The following is a 17,405-nucleotide window of genomic DNA, read 5'->3' as shown; positions in this document are numbered from 1 at the left end:
AGGTGGTGACCGGCTCAGGTGATGAGCTGAAAATGATCACTCCCCTCTCCCGGGACGATAATACGTTCATCGTCAGGAATAGGGTCTGGCTTCGGCCAACGCCCAGGAACGGGCTCAGAACGGCAGAGAATCGACTCTTCTGGCTGTTCATCCCGTAAGTCAGGGCGGTCCAGAATATTCAATCCTGGGGCATTACAGGTAAACTCAATGGGGATACCATTGGGATCGTAAGAATAGATGGAGTGGAAATAGCCATGATCGATAACATCACTACAAGGGATTTCCGCCCCTTCTAAGCGACCCATCATATCCCACAGCTTATTATCATTCTCCACACCAATGGAGATATGATCAAAAGCAAAAGCACCGTTAACAGGGTCACCATGACGGCGTAACGGTATTTTTTCCACCTCTGGCCACTCAAAGAACGAGATGCGTGAATCACCAGAGACTTCAAAAAAGTACTGCCGATAACCTGGCCGACCATAGGCATAAACCAAACGCATGCCTAACAGGTCCCGCCAGAAACGAACAGTTGCATCGATGTCAGGTGTGGCAAACGCCACATGGTGGACACCGGTATACTCATAGATACCCATTTTTTGACTCCAACAAAGGTACAGTACCTGGACTGCTCTTAGTCTCAAACAGCCTCAGATTGTACAGGGGGTCTTTCTTCCGAATTAAAGGTGCCTTAAAAAATGGGACCAATCCACTATTTTTTTATATAAGCAGCTTAGCTATCGCAAAAAAAACCCGGTAACCAAAGATTACCGGGTTTTTATCAAGTCACGCTAACCACGTGAGATCAAGCTGCTGTGATAGGGATCACACCATTGTTCTCATAGTCCTCAATTTCATGGAAGTTGAGGTAGCGGTAGAGATCATCTGCATGAGGATCAATACGATCCTTAGAGATCTCAAGGTACTCAGCGGGTGTTGGAATTTTACCCTTCAACGCCGTCACCGCTGCCAGCTCTGCGCTACCCAGGTAAACTTGGGCACCCTTACCCAGTCGGTTATCAAAGTTACGGGTAGAGGTTGAGAAGACAACCGCATTATCCCGTACCCGAGCTTGGTTACCCATGCACAGGGAACAACCCGGCATTTCCATACGGGCACCAGCTTTACCAAAGATGCTGTAAACACCCTCTTCAATCAGCTGCTGCTCATCCATACGGGTCGGTGGAGCAACCCACATACGACCAGGTACCTGGGGCTGACCATCCAGCACCTTAGCCGCTGCACGGAAGTGACCGATGTTGGTCATGCAGGAACCCAAGAAGATCTCATCAATGGGGTTACCAGCAACTTCGCTGAGCAGCTTTACATCGTCTGGATCGTTGGGGCAGCAGACGATAGGCTCTTTGATCTCAGAAAGATCAATTTCGATGATCTCTGCATACTCGGCATCGGCATCGGGCTGGAGCAGTTCAGGATTGGCCAACCAAGCTTCCATGGCATCCACACGTGCTTGGATGGTGTCCGCATGACCGTAACCACGGTTAAGCATGTTCTTCATCAAGGTGACGTTGGAGCTCATGTATTCAATAACAGGCTCTTTGTCCAGATGAACGGTACAAGCAGCTGCGGAACGCTCGGCCGAAGCATCCGCCAACTCAAAAGCTTGCTCTACTTTGAGATTAGGCAGACCTTCAATTTCCAGAACACGGCCAGCATAGACGTTCTTCTTACCCTTTTTCTCAACCGTCAACATACCGTTCTGGATCGCAGCCCAGGGGATGACGTTCACGACATCACGCAGGGTAATACCAGGCTGCAGGTCACCTTTAAAGCGCACCAGAACAGATTCAGGCATCACCAAAGGCATAGAACCTGTGGCTGCGGCAAAAGCCACCAAACCAGACCCTGCAGGGAAAGAGATACCGATGGGGAAACGGGTGTGGCTATCACCACCCGTACCGACGGTATCAGGCATGCAGAAGCGGTTCAGCCAGCTGTGGATCACACCATCACCCACACGCAGCGCAACACCATCACGGTCTTCAAAGAACTGACCCAGCGTGTTGTGTGTGGTGATATCGACTGACTTGGGATAAGCCGCCGTGTGGCAGAAGGATTGAACCGTGAAGTCAGCAGAGTACTTCAGGCAAGCCAGCTCTTTGATCTCATCACGGGTCATCGGACCAGTGGTATCCTGAGAACCAACCGTGGTCATCTTAGGTTCACAGTACTCGCCAGGGCGAACACCGGTTTTACCCACAGCCTTACCCACCATTTTCTGTGCCAGGGTAAAGCCCTTACCCGTATCTTCGGGCTGCACAGGATCGGTGAATAGGTCAATCTCACCCAGACCCAGGGCTTCGCGAGCCTGAGTGGTCAACTTACGACCAATAATCAGGTTCACACGGCCACCGGCACGTACTTCGTCAGCCAGTGTGTTGGGCTTAAGATCAAAGGAGGTAACAACCGCACCATCACGGGTGATTTCACCAGATTTGGTATTGATGGTAACCACATCACCCGTATTCAGTGCCGTTACATCACACTGAATGGGTAACATGCCTGAATCTTCAGCCGTATTGAAGAAGATTGGGGCAATGGTTCCACCGATTACCACACCACCGGTACGCTTACCGGGTACGTAAGGAATGTCGTTACCTGTGTGCCAAATTACAGAGTTGGCTGCCGATTTACGGGAAGAACCCGTACCGACCACATCACCAACATACGCTACAGGGTGTCCCTTGCCTTTAAGCTCAATCAGCTGCTCAAGGCCACCTTCCATGCGGTTAACCAACATAGCTTTGGCGTGCACGGGAATGTCAGGACGACTCCAAGCTTCAGAGGCAGGGGAGAGATCGTCAGTGTTGGTCTCGCCCTCAACCTTAAAGACCGTAACCGTTACCTCTTCTGGCATCTCAGGACGGCTGGTAAACCAAGTGGCGTTGGCCCAGTTTTCCATGACCTGTTTTGCACTGGCATTACTCTTTGATTTTTCAGCCACTTCAGCAAAGGCATCATAGACCAGCAGTGTTGCAGAAAGCGCATCAACAGCACCAGCAGCCATTTCTGCATCATCCAGTAAATCGATGAGGGACTGAACATTATAGCCACCCACCATGGTACCAAGTAGTTTTGTTGCCTCAGCACGGTCGATTAGGGAGCAGGCCACAGTTCCTTTGGCCACCTCACCCAAAAATTCTGCCTTCACCTTGGAGGCGTCATCCACACCTGGTGGTACTTGATTTTTGATCAAGTCCAGCAGTGTGTCTGCCTCACCTGCGGGGGGATTTTTAAGCAGTTCCACCAGATCCGCGGTCTGCTGGGCGTTCAAGGGAAGCGGGGGCACCCCTTCAGCTTCACGTTCGGCGACATGTTGGCGATAAGCTTCAAGCATTGAAAACCTCCATTGTGGCGCGCCCTTACGCGCCGGACACTGGCTTTGGGCTACAGGGTGTAGCCCGTTTTGCCCCACCCTAAATCCATCACTGGGATAAATGGTGGGGATTTCGCTCCGGTAGCAAGTTATATAGGCAACTTGAGCCCGGAAGTAAAGTCTCCGTTGGTAAAAAGGATGCTTTTCTTCCTTTTCACAAGACCCCTCGGTGCACTTTCAACGGTCTTTTTTCACTCACATACCCATATAGGGGGCACGTTGTTGCACCTGCATCAACATGCTGGCTGTACCGCTAGAGAGCTCCTTAAAAAAACGGTCGGACCAATCTTGATCCCGCTCAAACTCCATAAGATCCGTAATCTTAATTTTCTCTCTAGCTAGCCACTCTACAGAGCCTAACCCATCAACCAAGCCAAGCTCCAGAGCCTCCTCACCCGTCCAGATCAAACCGTTGAACAGCGCCTGATCATCAGCTTTTAAGCGATCACCTCGCCCTTTCTTAACCACCTGAATAAACTGCTTATGAATTTGGTTAAGCAGCCCTTGGGCGTGGGCTTTCTCTTGATCATCCACCGGTGCTAGGGGGTCCAAAAAGGCCTTATGGCTACCGGCTGTCAATGTTCGATTTTCCAAGCCAACATTCTCAGCCAACTTTTCCAGGCCAAAGCCTTTCATGATGACCCCGATAGACCCGACAAGGGTCGCTTTATCGGCATAAATCTCATCGGCAGCTGCTGCCACATAGTAACCACCCGAGGCACACAGATCCTCCAGAGCAGCATAGAGTTTAATCTCTTTATACTTGGCACGAAGCCGTTTGATCTCATCAAAGATCATACCAGCCTGCACAGGGCTACCACCTGGGCTGTTGATGCGAAGAATGACAGCCTTGGTATTTTTATCCTCAAAGGCTTCCCGCAGGGTTTTCATCACGGTTTCAGCATCGACCTCTGACTCTGGCATGATCGCCCCAGCCAGGGTAACCACTGCCACATGAGGTTCATCCCCTAACGATGCGCTACTCTCTTCAAACCCATCTGCATTCAGCAGAACCATGGTCGCGATTAGGTATAGCGCAATAAAAAGCCGAAAGAGGTTTTTCCCTCGTCTCTGCTTTTTCTGCTCTGTCATGCCCTCTTTGACCAAGCTCTCCAGCATAGTCCGTTCAGCAAAGCGACTCTCCTCCATCGCACTCAACACACGTCGCAGCTGTGTTTCAGATTCTGAAACAGCGGGCTTTGGAGGTTCCGCTTTATCTTCTAGCGATGGTTCATGCCAATCAGACATAATCACCCATACATTTTGTTTATGGTGGAATGAGCCAAACCGCATGCAGTGTACACGGTTTGAGATAGACAGAAAACGGCTTTAAGCCATTTCATCATGAATCCTAAATCATTAGAATATGCTGTTAATCTACTATTTTCCAAGGAAGAACCATCCGCCCCCACGGTTGCCCTTACCCTTCCCTGTCACTACTCTTTGCCTTTACAGGCTTTTTTTCGATCATCTTCTTTTTTATGATGCATTTAAAAAATTATTTAATGTACCGGCCTTCTGAAACAGCCAGACCCACACTCACCCACCCAGCTGGCGCTTCAGCACCTTCTTTATTACTGACGCACCATTCATATGCCATCAAATAAGGGACCTAAAGAGCCTAGAGTAGCTTAAGGGAAACCGTCTTCCCACACAGCTTTTCCCCATATTTAATGCACACCAACCCCGCATATCATCCCTACCAAACTCAACCCCTACATCAATTAAGTTGTATGGAGCCCGACCTGTAGCGACAAAAAAAAAGCACGCGAACCTTGAAGGCTCACGTGCTTTTTTCTATCCACACTCATAGCCCCTACTGTGGAAGACCACCCTTGATCAGCTCTGCTGCGGAGTCCTCTTTAAAGCGGATATCGATATAATTTTTAAGTTTACTGATGCAGAAACGCATTTCATACACTTCACAATCACGGCACTCCTGCCCCGAGTGATCACAAAGATTATCTTTGTTGGCCCAGCATGGCAGTTGATTGTCTTCAATCACCGGACAGTTATGCTTGTTATGGAACGAGCATTTTTTGCTCTCCCAACAAGGGATCAGCGACATCAACCGGCGGATCCCCGCAATACTGATACCGGATTTAATAAGCTTGCGAATTTCAATTAACCATTCAACATCCCGCTCCGTAAAATAACGTGTCCCTGCATTATTTTTATAGGCAATAAAAAGCCCTTCGCGCTCATACATATGGATGGTACGGATGGAAACCCCCAACCGTTTAGCCACCACCCCAATTTTTACCATCTGATCCGGTGGAATACGCTCATCCGTCGAATCTACAGCAGTGGTATAGTGATTTAGCATGATAATTTTCCCTCCAACCCTTTCTACACTGGTGACGGGCTGACGCCCTAACCCCAAGATCTATTCCCCAACAGACATTGAGTCAAAACGACCTACTGGCTTCCCCCAACGAACAAGAGCCAACACGGACGTTTTGTTTCTTTAGGTACTTCAATTGTAAAATTTGTAAAACAATTTATAGTTCACCGTAACAATATCAATTTGCCGCTTCAATATAAATTTTAACATTCTCTTCATTATTAGAAGGTGCCTATATTTTAAAGCTTTGCTTAGTTTTGCAGAAAGTTCAGTAAATCTGTTTTAAGACATATTGATACCAACAGGTTACGATTCTTCATACACACCATCTATGCCATCCATCAACAGAACTGTAACAAACTTTTTTTGTAACACCTTTTCCAATGACAACCAGTTTTACACAAAAAAAGGGTCCCAATAGGGACCCTTTTTTCATTTCTTAGCCGGGTAATACCCTGCTTTTTAATTTCCACTACCCACATTAGCGTAGGTTGTAGAACACTTTCATCCCTTCAAAACGGGCCATATCACCCAGCTCTTCCTCAATACGGATCAGCTGATTGTATTTGGCAATACGGTCTGAACGGCTCATAGAGCCTGTTTTGATCTGACCAGCATTGAGCGCAACCGAGATATCCGCAATGGTGGCATCTTCGGTTTCACCGGAACGATGAGAGATCACAGCGGTATAACCAGCACGCTGAGCCATCTCAACAGCTTCAAAGGTCTCAGTTAGGGTACCAATTTGGTTAACCTTAACCAGAATGGAGTTACCAATACTCTTCTCAATGCCCTCTGCCAAGATTTTTGAGTTGGTTACAAACAGGTCATCACCAACCAACTGAATCTTGCTACCCAGTGCATCGGTCATCAACTTCCAACCGTCCCAGTCACTCTCATCAAATCCATCTTCAATGGAGATAATGGGGTACTTGGAGACCAGCTCTTCGTAGAAGCTCACCAGCTGCTCTTTAGTTAAAACACGACCTTCACCGGTCAGATCGTAGTTACCAGTCTCTTTATTGTAGAACTCAGAAGAGGCACAATCCAAAGCCAGTTGAATATCTTCACCCGCCTTGAAACCTGCAGCCTCAATGGCTTCCATAATGACTTTCAAAGCTTCTTCATTGGAACCCAAGTCAGGGGCAAAACCACCCTCATCACCCACAGCGGTGTTCAAGCCTTTACCCTTAAGCACTTTTTTCAGGCTATGAAAGATCTCAGCCCCCATACGGATGGCTTCGGTACAGGAGCTGGCCGAAACGGGCATGACCATGAATTCCTGAATATCCACATTGTTGTCAGCATGGGCGCCACCATTGATGATGTTCATCATCGGTAGAGGTAACAGGGATGTATTGGTCCCTCCCAGATAACGGTAAAGTGGCAGATCACACTCATCCGCAGCCGCTTTGGCTACCGCCATAGAGACACCCAAAATGGCATTTGCACCAAGCTTGCTCTTATTCTCAGTACCATCTACTGCGATCATCGCAGTATCAATACCTTTTTGATCGGCAACTTCCATACCCAGAATGGCCTCAGCCAAAACGGTATTTACCGCCTCTACAGCTTTCAGCACACCTTTACCCAGGTAGCGGCTTTTATCACCATCGCGTAATTCCACAGCTTCACGAGAACCTGTGGAGGCCCCTGATGGCACAGCGGCACGGCCAAAACCACCATCTTCTGTGTATACGTCCACTTCAACAGTGGGGTTGCCTCGGGAATCGATGACTTCACGACCGTGGATCTCTACGATACTGCTCATCTTCGTACTCCGTCTCCGGGTAAGCGGATTAGTGGTTGGCTGGTTGATTAACACAACATCAAATACTGCTCAGTGTTCTAAACAGGTTCTCAGGACCATTCAATAGAAAAAAAGCCCTCACCCCATTAAAGTTCTTGGGGGCCTGTCCAAATGAGATCAGGTTTACGCGCCGCTCGGGTCTCATCCAACCGACGAACGGGGGTATTATAAGGTGCGTTTTTGACAAGATCGGGACTTTCCTGCGCTTCTTTGCGTATGGCCACCATCGCTTCTACAAAACGGTCCAACTCTTCGTGGCTCTCCGTCTCAGTCGGTTCAATAAGCAGACATTCGGGCACCATCAGTGGAAAATAGATGGTTGGGGCGTAAAAACCATAATCGAGCAAACGCTTCGCCATATTTAAAGCCGTTAAACTGTAGGCATCGGCTTCCTCTTTAAGCGTAATAATAAACTCATGGGTGGCTCGGCGCCCATCATAGGCGGGTTTAAACCCTGCTGCCTTCAATTTGGCCATCAGATAGTTGGCATTTAAGGTGGCGTAGTCGCCCAAACGTCGCACCCCTTCCCGACCAATCATATACAGGTAGGCGTGGGCCCGTAACAACACCCCAATATTCCCACCAAACGTGCCCATACGGCCGATAGAGTCTGGGCAATTATCTGACTCCAACAACGCATACTTGGCCCCCTGTTTGACAATACGCGGGGTGGGGAGAAAAGGTTTTAGTCGAGCACTCACACCAACCGGGCCAGCCCCAGGACCCCCCCCACCATGAGGGGTCGCAAAGGTTTTATGCACATTGATATGGATGGCATCAAACCCCATTTCACCAGGTCGGACACGACCTGCAATGGCATTTAAATTGGCACCATCATAGTAAAGCAGGCCCCCTGCATCGTGCACAATGCGGGCGATTACACCAACCGAACGTTCAAACACCCCTAGGGTTGAGGGGTTGGTCAACATTAACCCAGCGGTTTGTGGACCCACCATCCCTTTTAGGGCTTCAATGTCCACATCCCCTTCGGCATTGGTGGGCACTTCACGGGTCACATACCCACACATGGTAGCCGTCGCAGGGTTGGTACCGTGTGAGGCATCGGGAACCAGAATCTCCTTACGGGCCTCATCCCCCCGGGACTCATGGTAAGCCCGCATCATGGCAACGCCGGCAAACTCACCTTGTGCCCCAGCCATGGGAGCCAAAGACATGGCCGCCATACCTGTAATTTCACGCAACATCTCTTGCAGCTCATACAGGGAATGTAGCAAACCCGTAGCATACTGGGGATCATCCAGAGGATGACGCCCTAAAAAACCTGGCAACATGGCCACTTTATTGGCCGCCCTTGGGTTGTACTTCATCGTACAGGAACCCAGAGGGTAGAAGTGTGTGTCGATACCAAAGTTCTTTTGTGAAAGGTTAGTATAGTGCCGCACCACCTCCAGCTCAGAAACTTCTGGTAGATTTGTGGGGGTCTCGCGCAACAACTCGGCTGGCAGATCTGCCAGAGCAGCCGAGGCTTCCCCCTCAGAGAGCTGCGGAGCATGCTGAGGATTAATCCGGCCAGGTGCACTGCTTTCAAAAATAACACTCATGCGGCACTCCCCTGCTCACTCATGATCAGCCCCAAGGCATCGGCAAAGTGGTCTAGGTCAGCCCGCTCTTTGGTCTCAGTACAGCAGACCAACAGCACATCCTCCATCCCCGGATAACGACGGCCAACCGCATACCCACCCGCTAAGTTCACCCCTGAAAGGCAGCTTAGAACCTCCTCAGCCGGCTTGGAGAGTTTGATCGCTATTTCATGGAAGAAAGGTCCACTAAAGAGCCTCTCCACCCCCTCCAAAGGCTCCAGACGTTGCCACAGCTGTTGGGTCCGTCGATGACTGGCCAGCGCGACATTCCGCAAGCCCTCAGGCCCCATCATAGCCATATGAATGGTAGCCGCGATGGAGAGCAAGCCCTGATTGGTGCAGATATTTGAGGTCGCTTTGGCCCGTCGAATATGTTGCTCCCGCGCCTGCAGGGTTAAAACAAACCCCTCTTTACCTTCAACATCCACCGTACGCCCAACAATGCGTCCAGGCATCTGTCTCGAGAGTTTTTTACGGCAGGTCAAAAAACCAAAATAGGGGCCACCAAAGGAGAGTGGCACCCCCAAAGGTTGACCTTCACCACAGGCGATATCAGCCCCTTTTTCACCCCATTGACCCGGTGGTTTGAGCAAGGCCATAGCAACCGGGTTGACCACACCAATGACCAGAGCCCCTCGTTTATGGGCCCAGTCAGTTAGAAAATCCACCTCTTCGAGCTGACCAAAAAAGTTGGGCTGCGGAATGACCAGAACATTGAAGAACTCATCTTCATAGAGATTCAGGGCATTTTTTGAAATACCGCCCTTTGTGGCACAGAAGGTGGGCTGCACCAGCTCAATACCCTGGTGCTTGACCATGGTCTGCACCACTTCACGATAGGCAGGATGAATGGTCGCTGGCAAGATCACCCGAGGAGAGGCTCCACGCTTACCAGGGTTGGCACGAACCGCCATTAAGACCGCTTCTGCCAACGCGGTTGCCCCGTCGTATAGTGAGGCGTTTGAGACATCCATACCCGTCAAACCTGCCATCATGGTTTGAAATTCATAGATGGTCTGCAGGATGCCCTGACTCGCTTCCGGTTGGTATGGGGTGTAGGCCGAGTAAAACTCACCGCGGGTAACCAGCTCCCATACCGCTGCGGGAATATGATGCTCATACGCACCAGCACCAATAAAGTTCAACCGCCCATCCCCTTCACGTGCACGGGCGCTCTGCAGGCGCAGAGTTGCCGCTTCACTTTGAGGTTTAGGCACACTCTCCAGTAACGGGCGTGTATTGAGCTCTGTTGGAATTTCATCAAACAGATCCTCAATATCCTGAACACCAATGGCATCCAGCATAAGCCGTACATCATCTTTTGTATGGGGAATGAAGGGCACGAGTGGGCACCTCATCTAGGGGTTAAAAGCTAGGTTTAGGACTCTTTGTAAACCGCTTGACCACGACGTACAAAGGGCAGCCCCACGACACGGGCTGGCATACTACGATTGCGGATCACCACATCCACCGTCTGGCCGATCTCAATAGCTGCATCCAGGCGTGCCATGGCAATCCCTTTTTCCAAGGTTGGCGACCAGGTTCCACTGGTGATGTGACCACTGGGGCGACCGCGGTAAAGAACCGGCTGTCCCGCTCTTAAGACCCCTTTATTCTCCAGGATCAAACCCACCCGTTGCTGTGGAGAACCACCAGATTCCCGCAACAGCTCCAAATAATCTCTGCCCAAGAACATACGCGTGGTTGGATCCCAGGCGATGGTCCAAGCCATACCACAAGCAAGGGGATCAATTTTATGATCCATATCTGAGCCGTAAAGATTGAGACCAGCCTCCAGGCGTAAGGTATCGCGTGCACCCAAGCCAATGGGGGCAACACCCAGTGCAACCAGCTTGTCCCACAAGATACCAATGGTCTGCTGATCAAAGATCAACTCAAAACCATCTTCTCCGGTATAACCCGTACGGGCAATGCGCCCATTTTGCTGGGAGATCGAGTTAAAAGGTTTAAGCCCTTTAACCGCGTCATCCTCAAAAACCTGTGCAACCTTTGCAGCGGCCTCAGGACCTTGAACCGCGATCATACCCAGGGTTTCATCCAGTGAGACAGTGACCCCCTCAAAGTCGATTACACGGTCCTGCATCCAGCGTAGATCACCCTGCCGATTAGCCGCATTGACCACAATATGGTACTGCGTCGGGCTATCACGGTAGACAATCAGATCATCAATCACGCCACCAGAGCTATTCAGCATGGCAGTATAGATGGCCTGCCCCGACTGCTTGAGTTTGGTGACATCATTGGCTAACAGAAACTGCAAATAGGCTGTTGCTTGCTCACCCTGGATCAAGACATGCCCCATATGGCAGACATCAAACATGCCCACAGCCGTACGGACGAGATGGTGCTCTTGTACCTGGGAACCATAGTTAACAGGCATGCTCCAGCCTGCGAAATCAACCATTTTGGCCCCAGCGGCCACGTGACGCGCATAGAGGGTTGTTTGATGAGACATGTTACGCTCCTAAAAAGGAAAAAAGAGGTTAGACAACCTCTTTGCGAACCTGATCGATAGCTTTCAACTGACGAAGCAGTGGTGAAAGTTGATCCATCGGAACCATATTAGGGCCATCACAGGGGGCATGGTCAGGGTCAGGATGAACTTCCATAAAGACCCCTGCAACACCAACAGCTACGGCGGCACGGGCCAGATCTGTCACAAAACGACGATCGCCCCCTGAGGAGCCGCCAAGGGCACCAGGTTGTTGTACGGAGTGGGTGGCATCAAAGATGACAGGATGGCCTGTCTCAGCCATGATGGAGAGGCTCCGCATATCAACAACAAGATTTTGATAGCCAAAACTAAAGCCGCGTTCACACAGAAGAATATTCTCATTACCGGTATCAGCTGCTTTGGCGGCAACCTGCGCCATATCGCCAGGGGCCAGAAACTGACCTTTTTTGATATTCACCGGTTTACCCGGACGGGCAGCCGCTTGGATAAAGTCGGTCTGGCGACATAAAAAAGCGGGAGTTTGCAGCATATCGGCAACGTCAGCAACAGCCTGGCACTGTGCAGGCTCATGAACATCGGTAATAACCGGAACATCAACCTCTCGTTGCACCTGCTGAAGGATCTTTAAGCCCTCTTCCAGCCCGGGTCCACGATAACTGGTCACCGAGGTACGGTTGGCTTTATCAAAAGAAGATTTATAGACCAGGTCGATCCCAACCTCTTCACAAATCTGCTTTAGAGCTTCGGCCGTCCGTAGCGCAAAATCTAGCCCTTCAATTACACAAGGGCCCGCAATAAGGGTCATGGGGCGCGTATTGCTAAAAGCGCGGGAACCGACGTGTACCGTACGAGCTGTCATGACTTAAGACTCCTTACCCTTCCGCAACTTCCGATGCTCCAACGCAGCCCGCACAAATGCTGTAAAGAGTGGGTGGGGCTCCCGTGGGCGGGACATAAACTCAGGGTGGTACTGACAGGCAATAAAGAAGGGGTGATCAGGGATCTCCACCACCTCCATCAGCTCATTATCCGGGCTGGTGCCAGAAAAGACCAATCCGGCCTCTTCCAACGGCTCACGATAACGGGTATTGAACTCATAACGGTGACGGTGACGTTCCATAATTTCGGACTGAGGATAGATCCATGCAGCCAAAGAGTCAGGCTTCAGCACACAGGGGTATACCCCGAGTCGCATGGTGCCACCTTTGTCGCTATCCTTCTCGCGTTTTTGGACGCTCTCGCCATCACTCCACTCTGTCATCAAGCCGATCACAGGATATGCCGTCTCTTCATCCAACTCGCTGGAGTGGGCACCGTCAAGGTTTGCCACATTTCGGGCAAACTCCACCACGGCCATCTGCATACCTAAGCAGATACCAAAATAGGGAATCAAATTTTCACGGGCATAACGGATCGCCGCCAGCTTACCACTGGTGCCACGCTCCCCGAAGCCACCCGGAACCAAAATACCATCAACCCCACTGAGCATAGACTCAGGATCTTCTTCCTTGACCTCTTCGGCATCGACCCAGCGGATCGAAACCTTGGAGTTATTGGCAATTCCACCATGGGAAAGCGCCTCCGCCAAGGACATGTAAGCATCTTTCAGCTCAACATATTTACCAATAATGGCAATGGTGGTTTTATGGGCGGGGTTAACCACAGACTCCAATACCGATTCCCAGGCACTCAGATCCGGCTCCCGCACAGCCATACCCAGGTGATCAAGCACCTTACGGGCAAAACCTTCACGGTAGAGTGCAAAAGGCACCTTATAAATGGTGTCCTGATCCACACAGGAAATGACGTGCTGCTGGTCCACGTTGCAGAACTGGGCGATTTTACGTTTTTCGGTTTCAGGAATTTCACGGTCTGAGCGACAGACCAATATGTCAGGCTGAATACCAATGGCAAGCAGCTCTTTAACAGAGTGCTGCGTGGGTTTGGTCTTCAACTCCCCTGAGGTGGGAATGTAGGGCAGCAGGGTCAGATGCACAAACATGGTCTCCTGCTTACCCAGGTCATTACGCAGCTGACGAATGGCCTCCAGAAAAGGGAGTGATTCAATATCACCCACCGTACCACCCACTTCAATCAGGGCAATATCTACATCGTTGCCCACACTACGCACGGCATTTTTAATGGCATCGGTAATGTGTGGGATCACCTGAACCGTTGCCCCCAAGTAATCCCCACGGCGCTCACGCTTGATCACATGTTGATAGATGCGGCCGGTTGTCCAGTTATTGGCTTTTCCCATCGGCAAACCCAAAAACCGCTCATAGTGCCCCAAATCCAGATCGGTTTCGGCACCATCATCGGTCACGAACACTTCACCGTGTTGAAAAGGGCTCATGGTACCGGGATCCACATTGATATATGGATCCAGCTTTTGCATGGTCACCCGATAGCCCCGCGCTTGTAACAGCGCCGCCAGGGAGGCCGCAGCCAAACCCTTGCCTAAAGATGAAACCACACCACCAGTGATAAAGACATATTTTGCCATGTTGATTCAGCCGTCACGCCTTATTGACCATCTAATCCTTACGGATTAAACCGTCACAAAATTCTGGAATAAACGAGGAAGGAAACCTCGAACTTAAGGAAAGAACCGCGGCATCATACATGATTCCCCAGCCCAACCCAAAGCTTTGCTTGACCATCAGAACATATTTTTACGGTATTACGCCATCCTGTTCTTGGGACAACAGAAAGCATCTAGAAAACTACAGCTATTCTCATTCGAAAAATATACAAAAAGTCGCAGCAAGATCACCATAAAACAACTTATGCCCATCAATCATCCATCTGCTGCTGCCCACCCATACCATCACGGTAAGCCACCAGATCCGCAGCCACAAAGCCGATAGGAATACTGGTTTCTACCCGTACTGGCAGGCGTCGCTGGTCATCGGTAAACCAAATTTTAATGGGCGCTTTTTGGCGAAAAATATCTGAGCTTTTTAAATGTGTGTGCACCAACACGGTATCAAACCACCCAAGCGGCGTGTTCAACTTAACCTTTTTGATCACATCAATACGCGCTTGATAACTTTTTTTACTATCCAAAACAGGGATAAGATGGTGCGCCCCCACCTTTAACTGGGGAATGGTCCGGAAAGTATAAAAAGCGGATAGAGGATCCGTCACCCCCTGTGCCAATTTTTTTATGGTTTTAGGTTTCTCTCGGTTTCTCTTTTGTGTTGCTTGATGTTTGGCCCGTTCAAAGGTCACCAATGTGGTGCGTTTGCGTCCACCTTCATCCTGTTTTTTCAGGTAGCTATCAGCCAGAAAATGGCGGCCACGCAACCGCCCTTTAACTTGAACGAAATCATTCACCGCATAGAAAAAATCCACCATACCAATGGATTGCAGACCGACATCTATTTGGTACCCCTTCCCCTGTTCCGTCAAAGAGAGCGTCGATCGCCCCCCCGGCATACCCGTCCAGTGGATATTATACTGTAGCCACTCGCCCATAGCGGCCCCCAGGCGCGGCTCAGCCTTGGCCGGAGCACTGACCAACAGGCACAACAACCCAACCCACAGAGATACACGGTATAAACGAACAGTCATATAGGGAAACCACGTTAGAGAAAACAAGGAGAAAGCATTGTCTTTAAGCCATGAGCATGGTAAAGAAACAGCACATGTAAGACCTAATAAGTTTTGCAGAGCTTGTGCATACTAACAAGGTCTAAATCCCACTATGATAGGAGCTCTGTATGCACACCATCTGTCTGGATCGTGATGGCGTGATCAACAGTGATGAAAATCTATACTATGTGCTGGAGCCTGAGCAACTAAAGCTTCTTCCTGGCTCGGGCGAAGCCATTGCGGCCTTAAATCGTGCCCACATCAAGGTTGTGGTTATTACCAACCAACGCTGTGTTGGACGTGGCATGCTTACCGCCAAAGGCCTGGATAACATTCATCAGCGCTTGCATCACCTACTGGCCGAACACAGCGCTCATATTGACGAACTGTACCATTGCCCCCATGATAAGCATGAAGCCTGCAACTGCCGCAAACCCAAACCAGGGATGCTGCAACAAGCCCAAGAGAACATGCAATTCAACCCGGCTGAAACTTGGATGGTGGGCGACTCTATAACAGATATGCAAGCTGCAGAAGCTGCAGGGCAACCCTGCGCACTTGTGCAGACAGGCCACGGTCAGGAGTCGGTCCTTAAGCGACCAGACCTACCCTGTTTTGAGGATTTATCCGCTTTTGTAAAGGCTTACCTTGACCAAAAGCTGAACACCACCCATAAGGAATAGTCCAGCATGTTTGAAAACCGTAGCAATGTGCTGAACGCCGTCGAGGCGGCTTTTGAAAACAAGCACGCCCTGGTGGTGGGTGATCTGATGTTGGACCGCTATCTCTGGGGGAATGTCAGCCGTATTTCACCTGAAGCCCCTGTACCTGTGGTCCATATGCAGCGGGAGAGCCACCGTTGCGGGGGGGCAGCCAACGTGGCCAGCAACCTGGCTAAACTGGGGCTCCGCACCACGGTAGCTGGCTTTACTGGGCAGGATGCCGATGGGAAGGTTCTAACCCACGCCCTGCAAGAGAGCGGCATTGGTACCCATGGTATTTTGCCCCTTGAAAACTGGCCAACCATTACCAAAACCCGAGTCGTCGGCGGTCACCAACAGATGTTGCGCCTGGATAGGGAGTCCCCCTTACCCGACCCGACAGAAGCCACCCAGCAACTCTCCAGCTGTATTATGCCCCTGCTGGAGGGAGATGACCGACCCGATGTCATCATTCTCTCGGACTATGCCAAAGGGGTTCTCTCTTTTGAGCTTTGCCAAACCTTAATCGTCAGGGCCCGTAATTTAGGTATTCCTGTACTGGTTGACCCCAAAGGTCGGGACTACGCCCGTTACCGCCATGCAACAGCGCTCTCACCCAACCGCAGTGAGTTAACCGCCGTCACGAGTGTGGATGGGGCTGATCTTAATACCTTACTGGATGCTGGCGAATCCTTACGGCAATCCTTAGACGTGGCCTTCCTTACCGTCACGTTGTCTGAGCAAGGCATTGCGCTTGTGGATGGTGCGGAACAAGCCCGACGTATCCCAGCCATGGCCCAAGAGGTGTATGATGTCTCTGGCGCTGGTGATACCGTCATTGCAACTCTTGGAGCAGGCTTAGCGGTGGGTTTAAGCCGGTTGGATGCTCTCCACTTGGCCAATTTGGCAGCCGGTGTGGTGGTGGGAAAAGTAGGTACAGCCCCCATTAATCTCTCCGAACTGCGCGAAGCACTGGTCACTGAAGAAGCCTATGAGCAATCCGATAAAATCTGTGACTGGCAACATGCCAAGCAGAAGATTGCCCACTGGCATGAACAGGGGGAGCAGGTTGTCTTTACCAATGGCTGCTTTGATCTTTTGCACGCAGGGCATGTATCGTATATAGAACATGCCCGGCGCCTGGGACAACGGCTGGTTTTAGGCCTGAATACAGATGCTTCTGTAAGCCGACTAAAAGGACCTGAACGACCATTGATTCAAGAGCAGGATCGCGCCAGGGTGCTGGCCGCTTTGGCTGCTGTGGATTTGGTGGTACTGTTTGATCAGGATACCCCACTGGAGCTTATTGAACAGCTGCGTCCTGATATTCTGGCCAAAGGTGCGGATTATCGGGAAGATCAAGTGGTGGGTGGTGATCTGGTTAAAAGCTGGGGAGGCTGCGTCTCCCTGGTTAAGCTGGTGCAGGGTAAAAGCACCACGGGTATTGTGCAGCGCATCTCCGCGCAGAAATAGAGA

The 17,405-nt window shown here is 50.5% G+C and carries 13 protein-coding genes; 2 read left to right on the top strand and 11 right to left on the bottom strand.

Annotation, left to right across the window (positions count from 1 at the left end):
- Positions 1-14: 14 nt before the first annotated feature.
- From V5T57_RS12710 to V5T57_RS12660, 11 genes are all read right to left on the bottom strand, one after another.
- A complete protein-coding gene (locus tag V5T57_RS12710) occupies positions 15-599 on the bottom strand; it encodes a VOC family protein (protein WP_332891599.1) in 585 nt (194 codons plus the stop codon).
- 209 nt (positions 600-808) lie between these two features.
- Positions 809-3,361 carry a bifunctional aconitate hydratase 2/2-methylisocitrate dehydratase gene (gene acnB / locus V5T57_RS12705; RefSeq protein WP_332891598.1) on the bottom strand — a complete coding sequence of 851 codons (2,553 nt, stop codon included), beginning with the start codon at positions 3,359-3,361 and terminating at the stop codon, positions 809-811.
- A gap of 234 nt (positions 3,362-3,595) precedes the next feature.
- Positions 3,596-4,648: a signal peptide peptidase SppA gene (gene sppA, locus V5T57_RS12700; RefSeq protein WP_332891597.1), complete on the bottom strand. Its 1,053-nt coding sequence runs from the start codon at positions 4,646-4,648 to the stop codon at positions 3,596-3,598.
- A 568-nt stretch (positions 4,649-5,216) separates the two neighbouring features.
- Positions 5,217-5,726 carry a MerR family transcriptional regulator gene (locus V5T57_RS12695; protein ID WP_332891596.1) on the bottom strand — a complete coding sequence of 170 codons (510 nt, stop codon included), beginning with the start codon at positions 5,724-5,726 and terminating at the stop codon, positions 5,217-5,219.
- A gap of 499 nt (positions 5,727-6,225) precedes the next feature.
- Positions 6,226-7,515 (bottom strand): phosphopyruvate hydratase, encoded by a 1,290-nt coding sequence (gene eno, locus V5T57_RS12690; protein ID WP_332891595.1) that lies wholly within the window; start codon positions 7,513-7,515, stop codon positions 6,226-6,228.
- Positions 7,516-7,640: 125 nt separating this feature from the next.
- Positions 7,641-9,116 (bottom strand): aminomethyl-transferring glycine dehydrogenase subunit GcvPB, encoded by a 1,476-nt coding sequence (gene gcvPB, locus V5T57_RS12685; RefSeq protein ID WP_332891594.1) that lies wholly within the window; start codon positions 9,114-9,116, stop codon positions 7,641-7,643.
- Positions 9,113-10,498 carry an aminomethyl-transferring glycine dehydrogenase subunit GcvPA gene (gene gcvPA / locus V5T57_RS12680; RefSeq protein WP_332891593.1) on the bottom strand — a complete coding sequence of 462 codons (1,386 nt, stop codon included), beginning with the start codon at positions 10,496-10,498 and terminating at the stop codon, positions 9,113-9,115. Before gcvPA ends, gcvPB begins: the two co-directional genes overlap by 4 nt.
- Positions 10,499-10,533: 35 nt before the next feature.
- A complete protein-coding gene (gene gcvT, locus V5T57_RS12675) occupies positions 10,534-11,631 on the bottom strand; it encodes a glycine cleavage system aminomethyltransferase GcvT (protein WP_332891592.1) in 1,098 nt (365 codons plus the stop codon).
- 28 nt (positions 11,632-11,659) lie between these two features.
- Positions 11,660-12,490: a 3-deoxy-8-phosphooctulonate synthase gene (gene kdsA / locus V5T57_RS12670; RefSeq protein ID WP_332891591.1), complete on the bottom strand. Its 831-nt coding sequence runs from the start codon at positions 12,488-12,490 to the stop codon at positions 11,660-11,662.
- 3 nt (positions 12,491-12,493) lie between these two features.
- Positions 12,494-14,137, bottom strand: a complete 1,644-nt coding sequence (gene pyrG, locus V5T57_RS12665; RefSeq protein ID WP_332891590.1) for a CTP synthase — start codon at positions 14,135-14,137, stop codon at positions 12,494-12,496.
- Positions 14,138-14,427: 290 nt separating this feature from the next.
- A complete protein-coding gene (locus V5T57_RS12660; RefSeq protein WP_332891589.1) occupies positions 14,428-15,207 on the bottom strand; it encodes a DUF3108 domain-containing protein in 780 nt (259 codons plus the stop codon).
- 149 nt (positions 15,208-15,356) lie between these two features.
- On the opposite strand from V5T57_RS12660, the gene gmhB reads away from it, so the two are divergent.
- Positions 15,357-15,911, top strand: a complete 555-nt coding sequence (gmhB, locus tag V5T57_RS12655; RefSeq protein WP_332891588.1) for a D-glycero-beta-D-manno-heptose 1,7-bisphosphate 7-phosphatase — start codon at positions 15,357-15,359, stop codon at positions 15,909-15,911.
- A 6-nt stretch (positions 15,912-15,917) separates the two neighbouring features.
- The gene (gene rfaE1 / locus V5T57_RS12650; RefSeq protein WP_332891587.1) at positions 15,918-17,402 is read left to right on the top strand and encodes a D-glycero-beta-D-manno-heptose-7-phosphate kinase; all 1,485 of its coding nucleotides are present in this window, start codon (positions 15,918-15,920) and stop codon (positions 17,400-17,402) included.
- Positions 17,403-17,405: the final 3 nt, after the last annotated feature.

Origin of the sequence: Magnetococcus sp. PR-3, assembly GCF_036689865.1 — a bacterium.
GTDB lineage: Bacteria > Pseudomonadota > Magnetococcia > Magnetococcales > Magnetococcaceae > Magnetococcus.
Note: the sequence above shows the minus strand (reverse complement) of the source record. Positions and strands in the feature narration are given on the sequence as shown.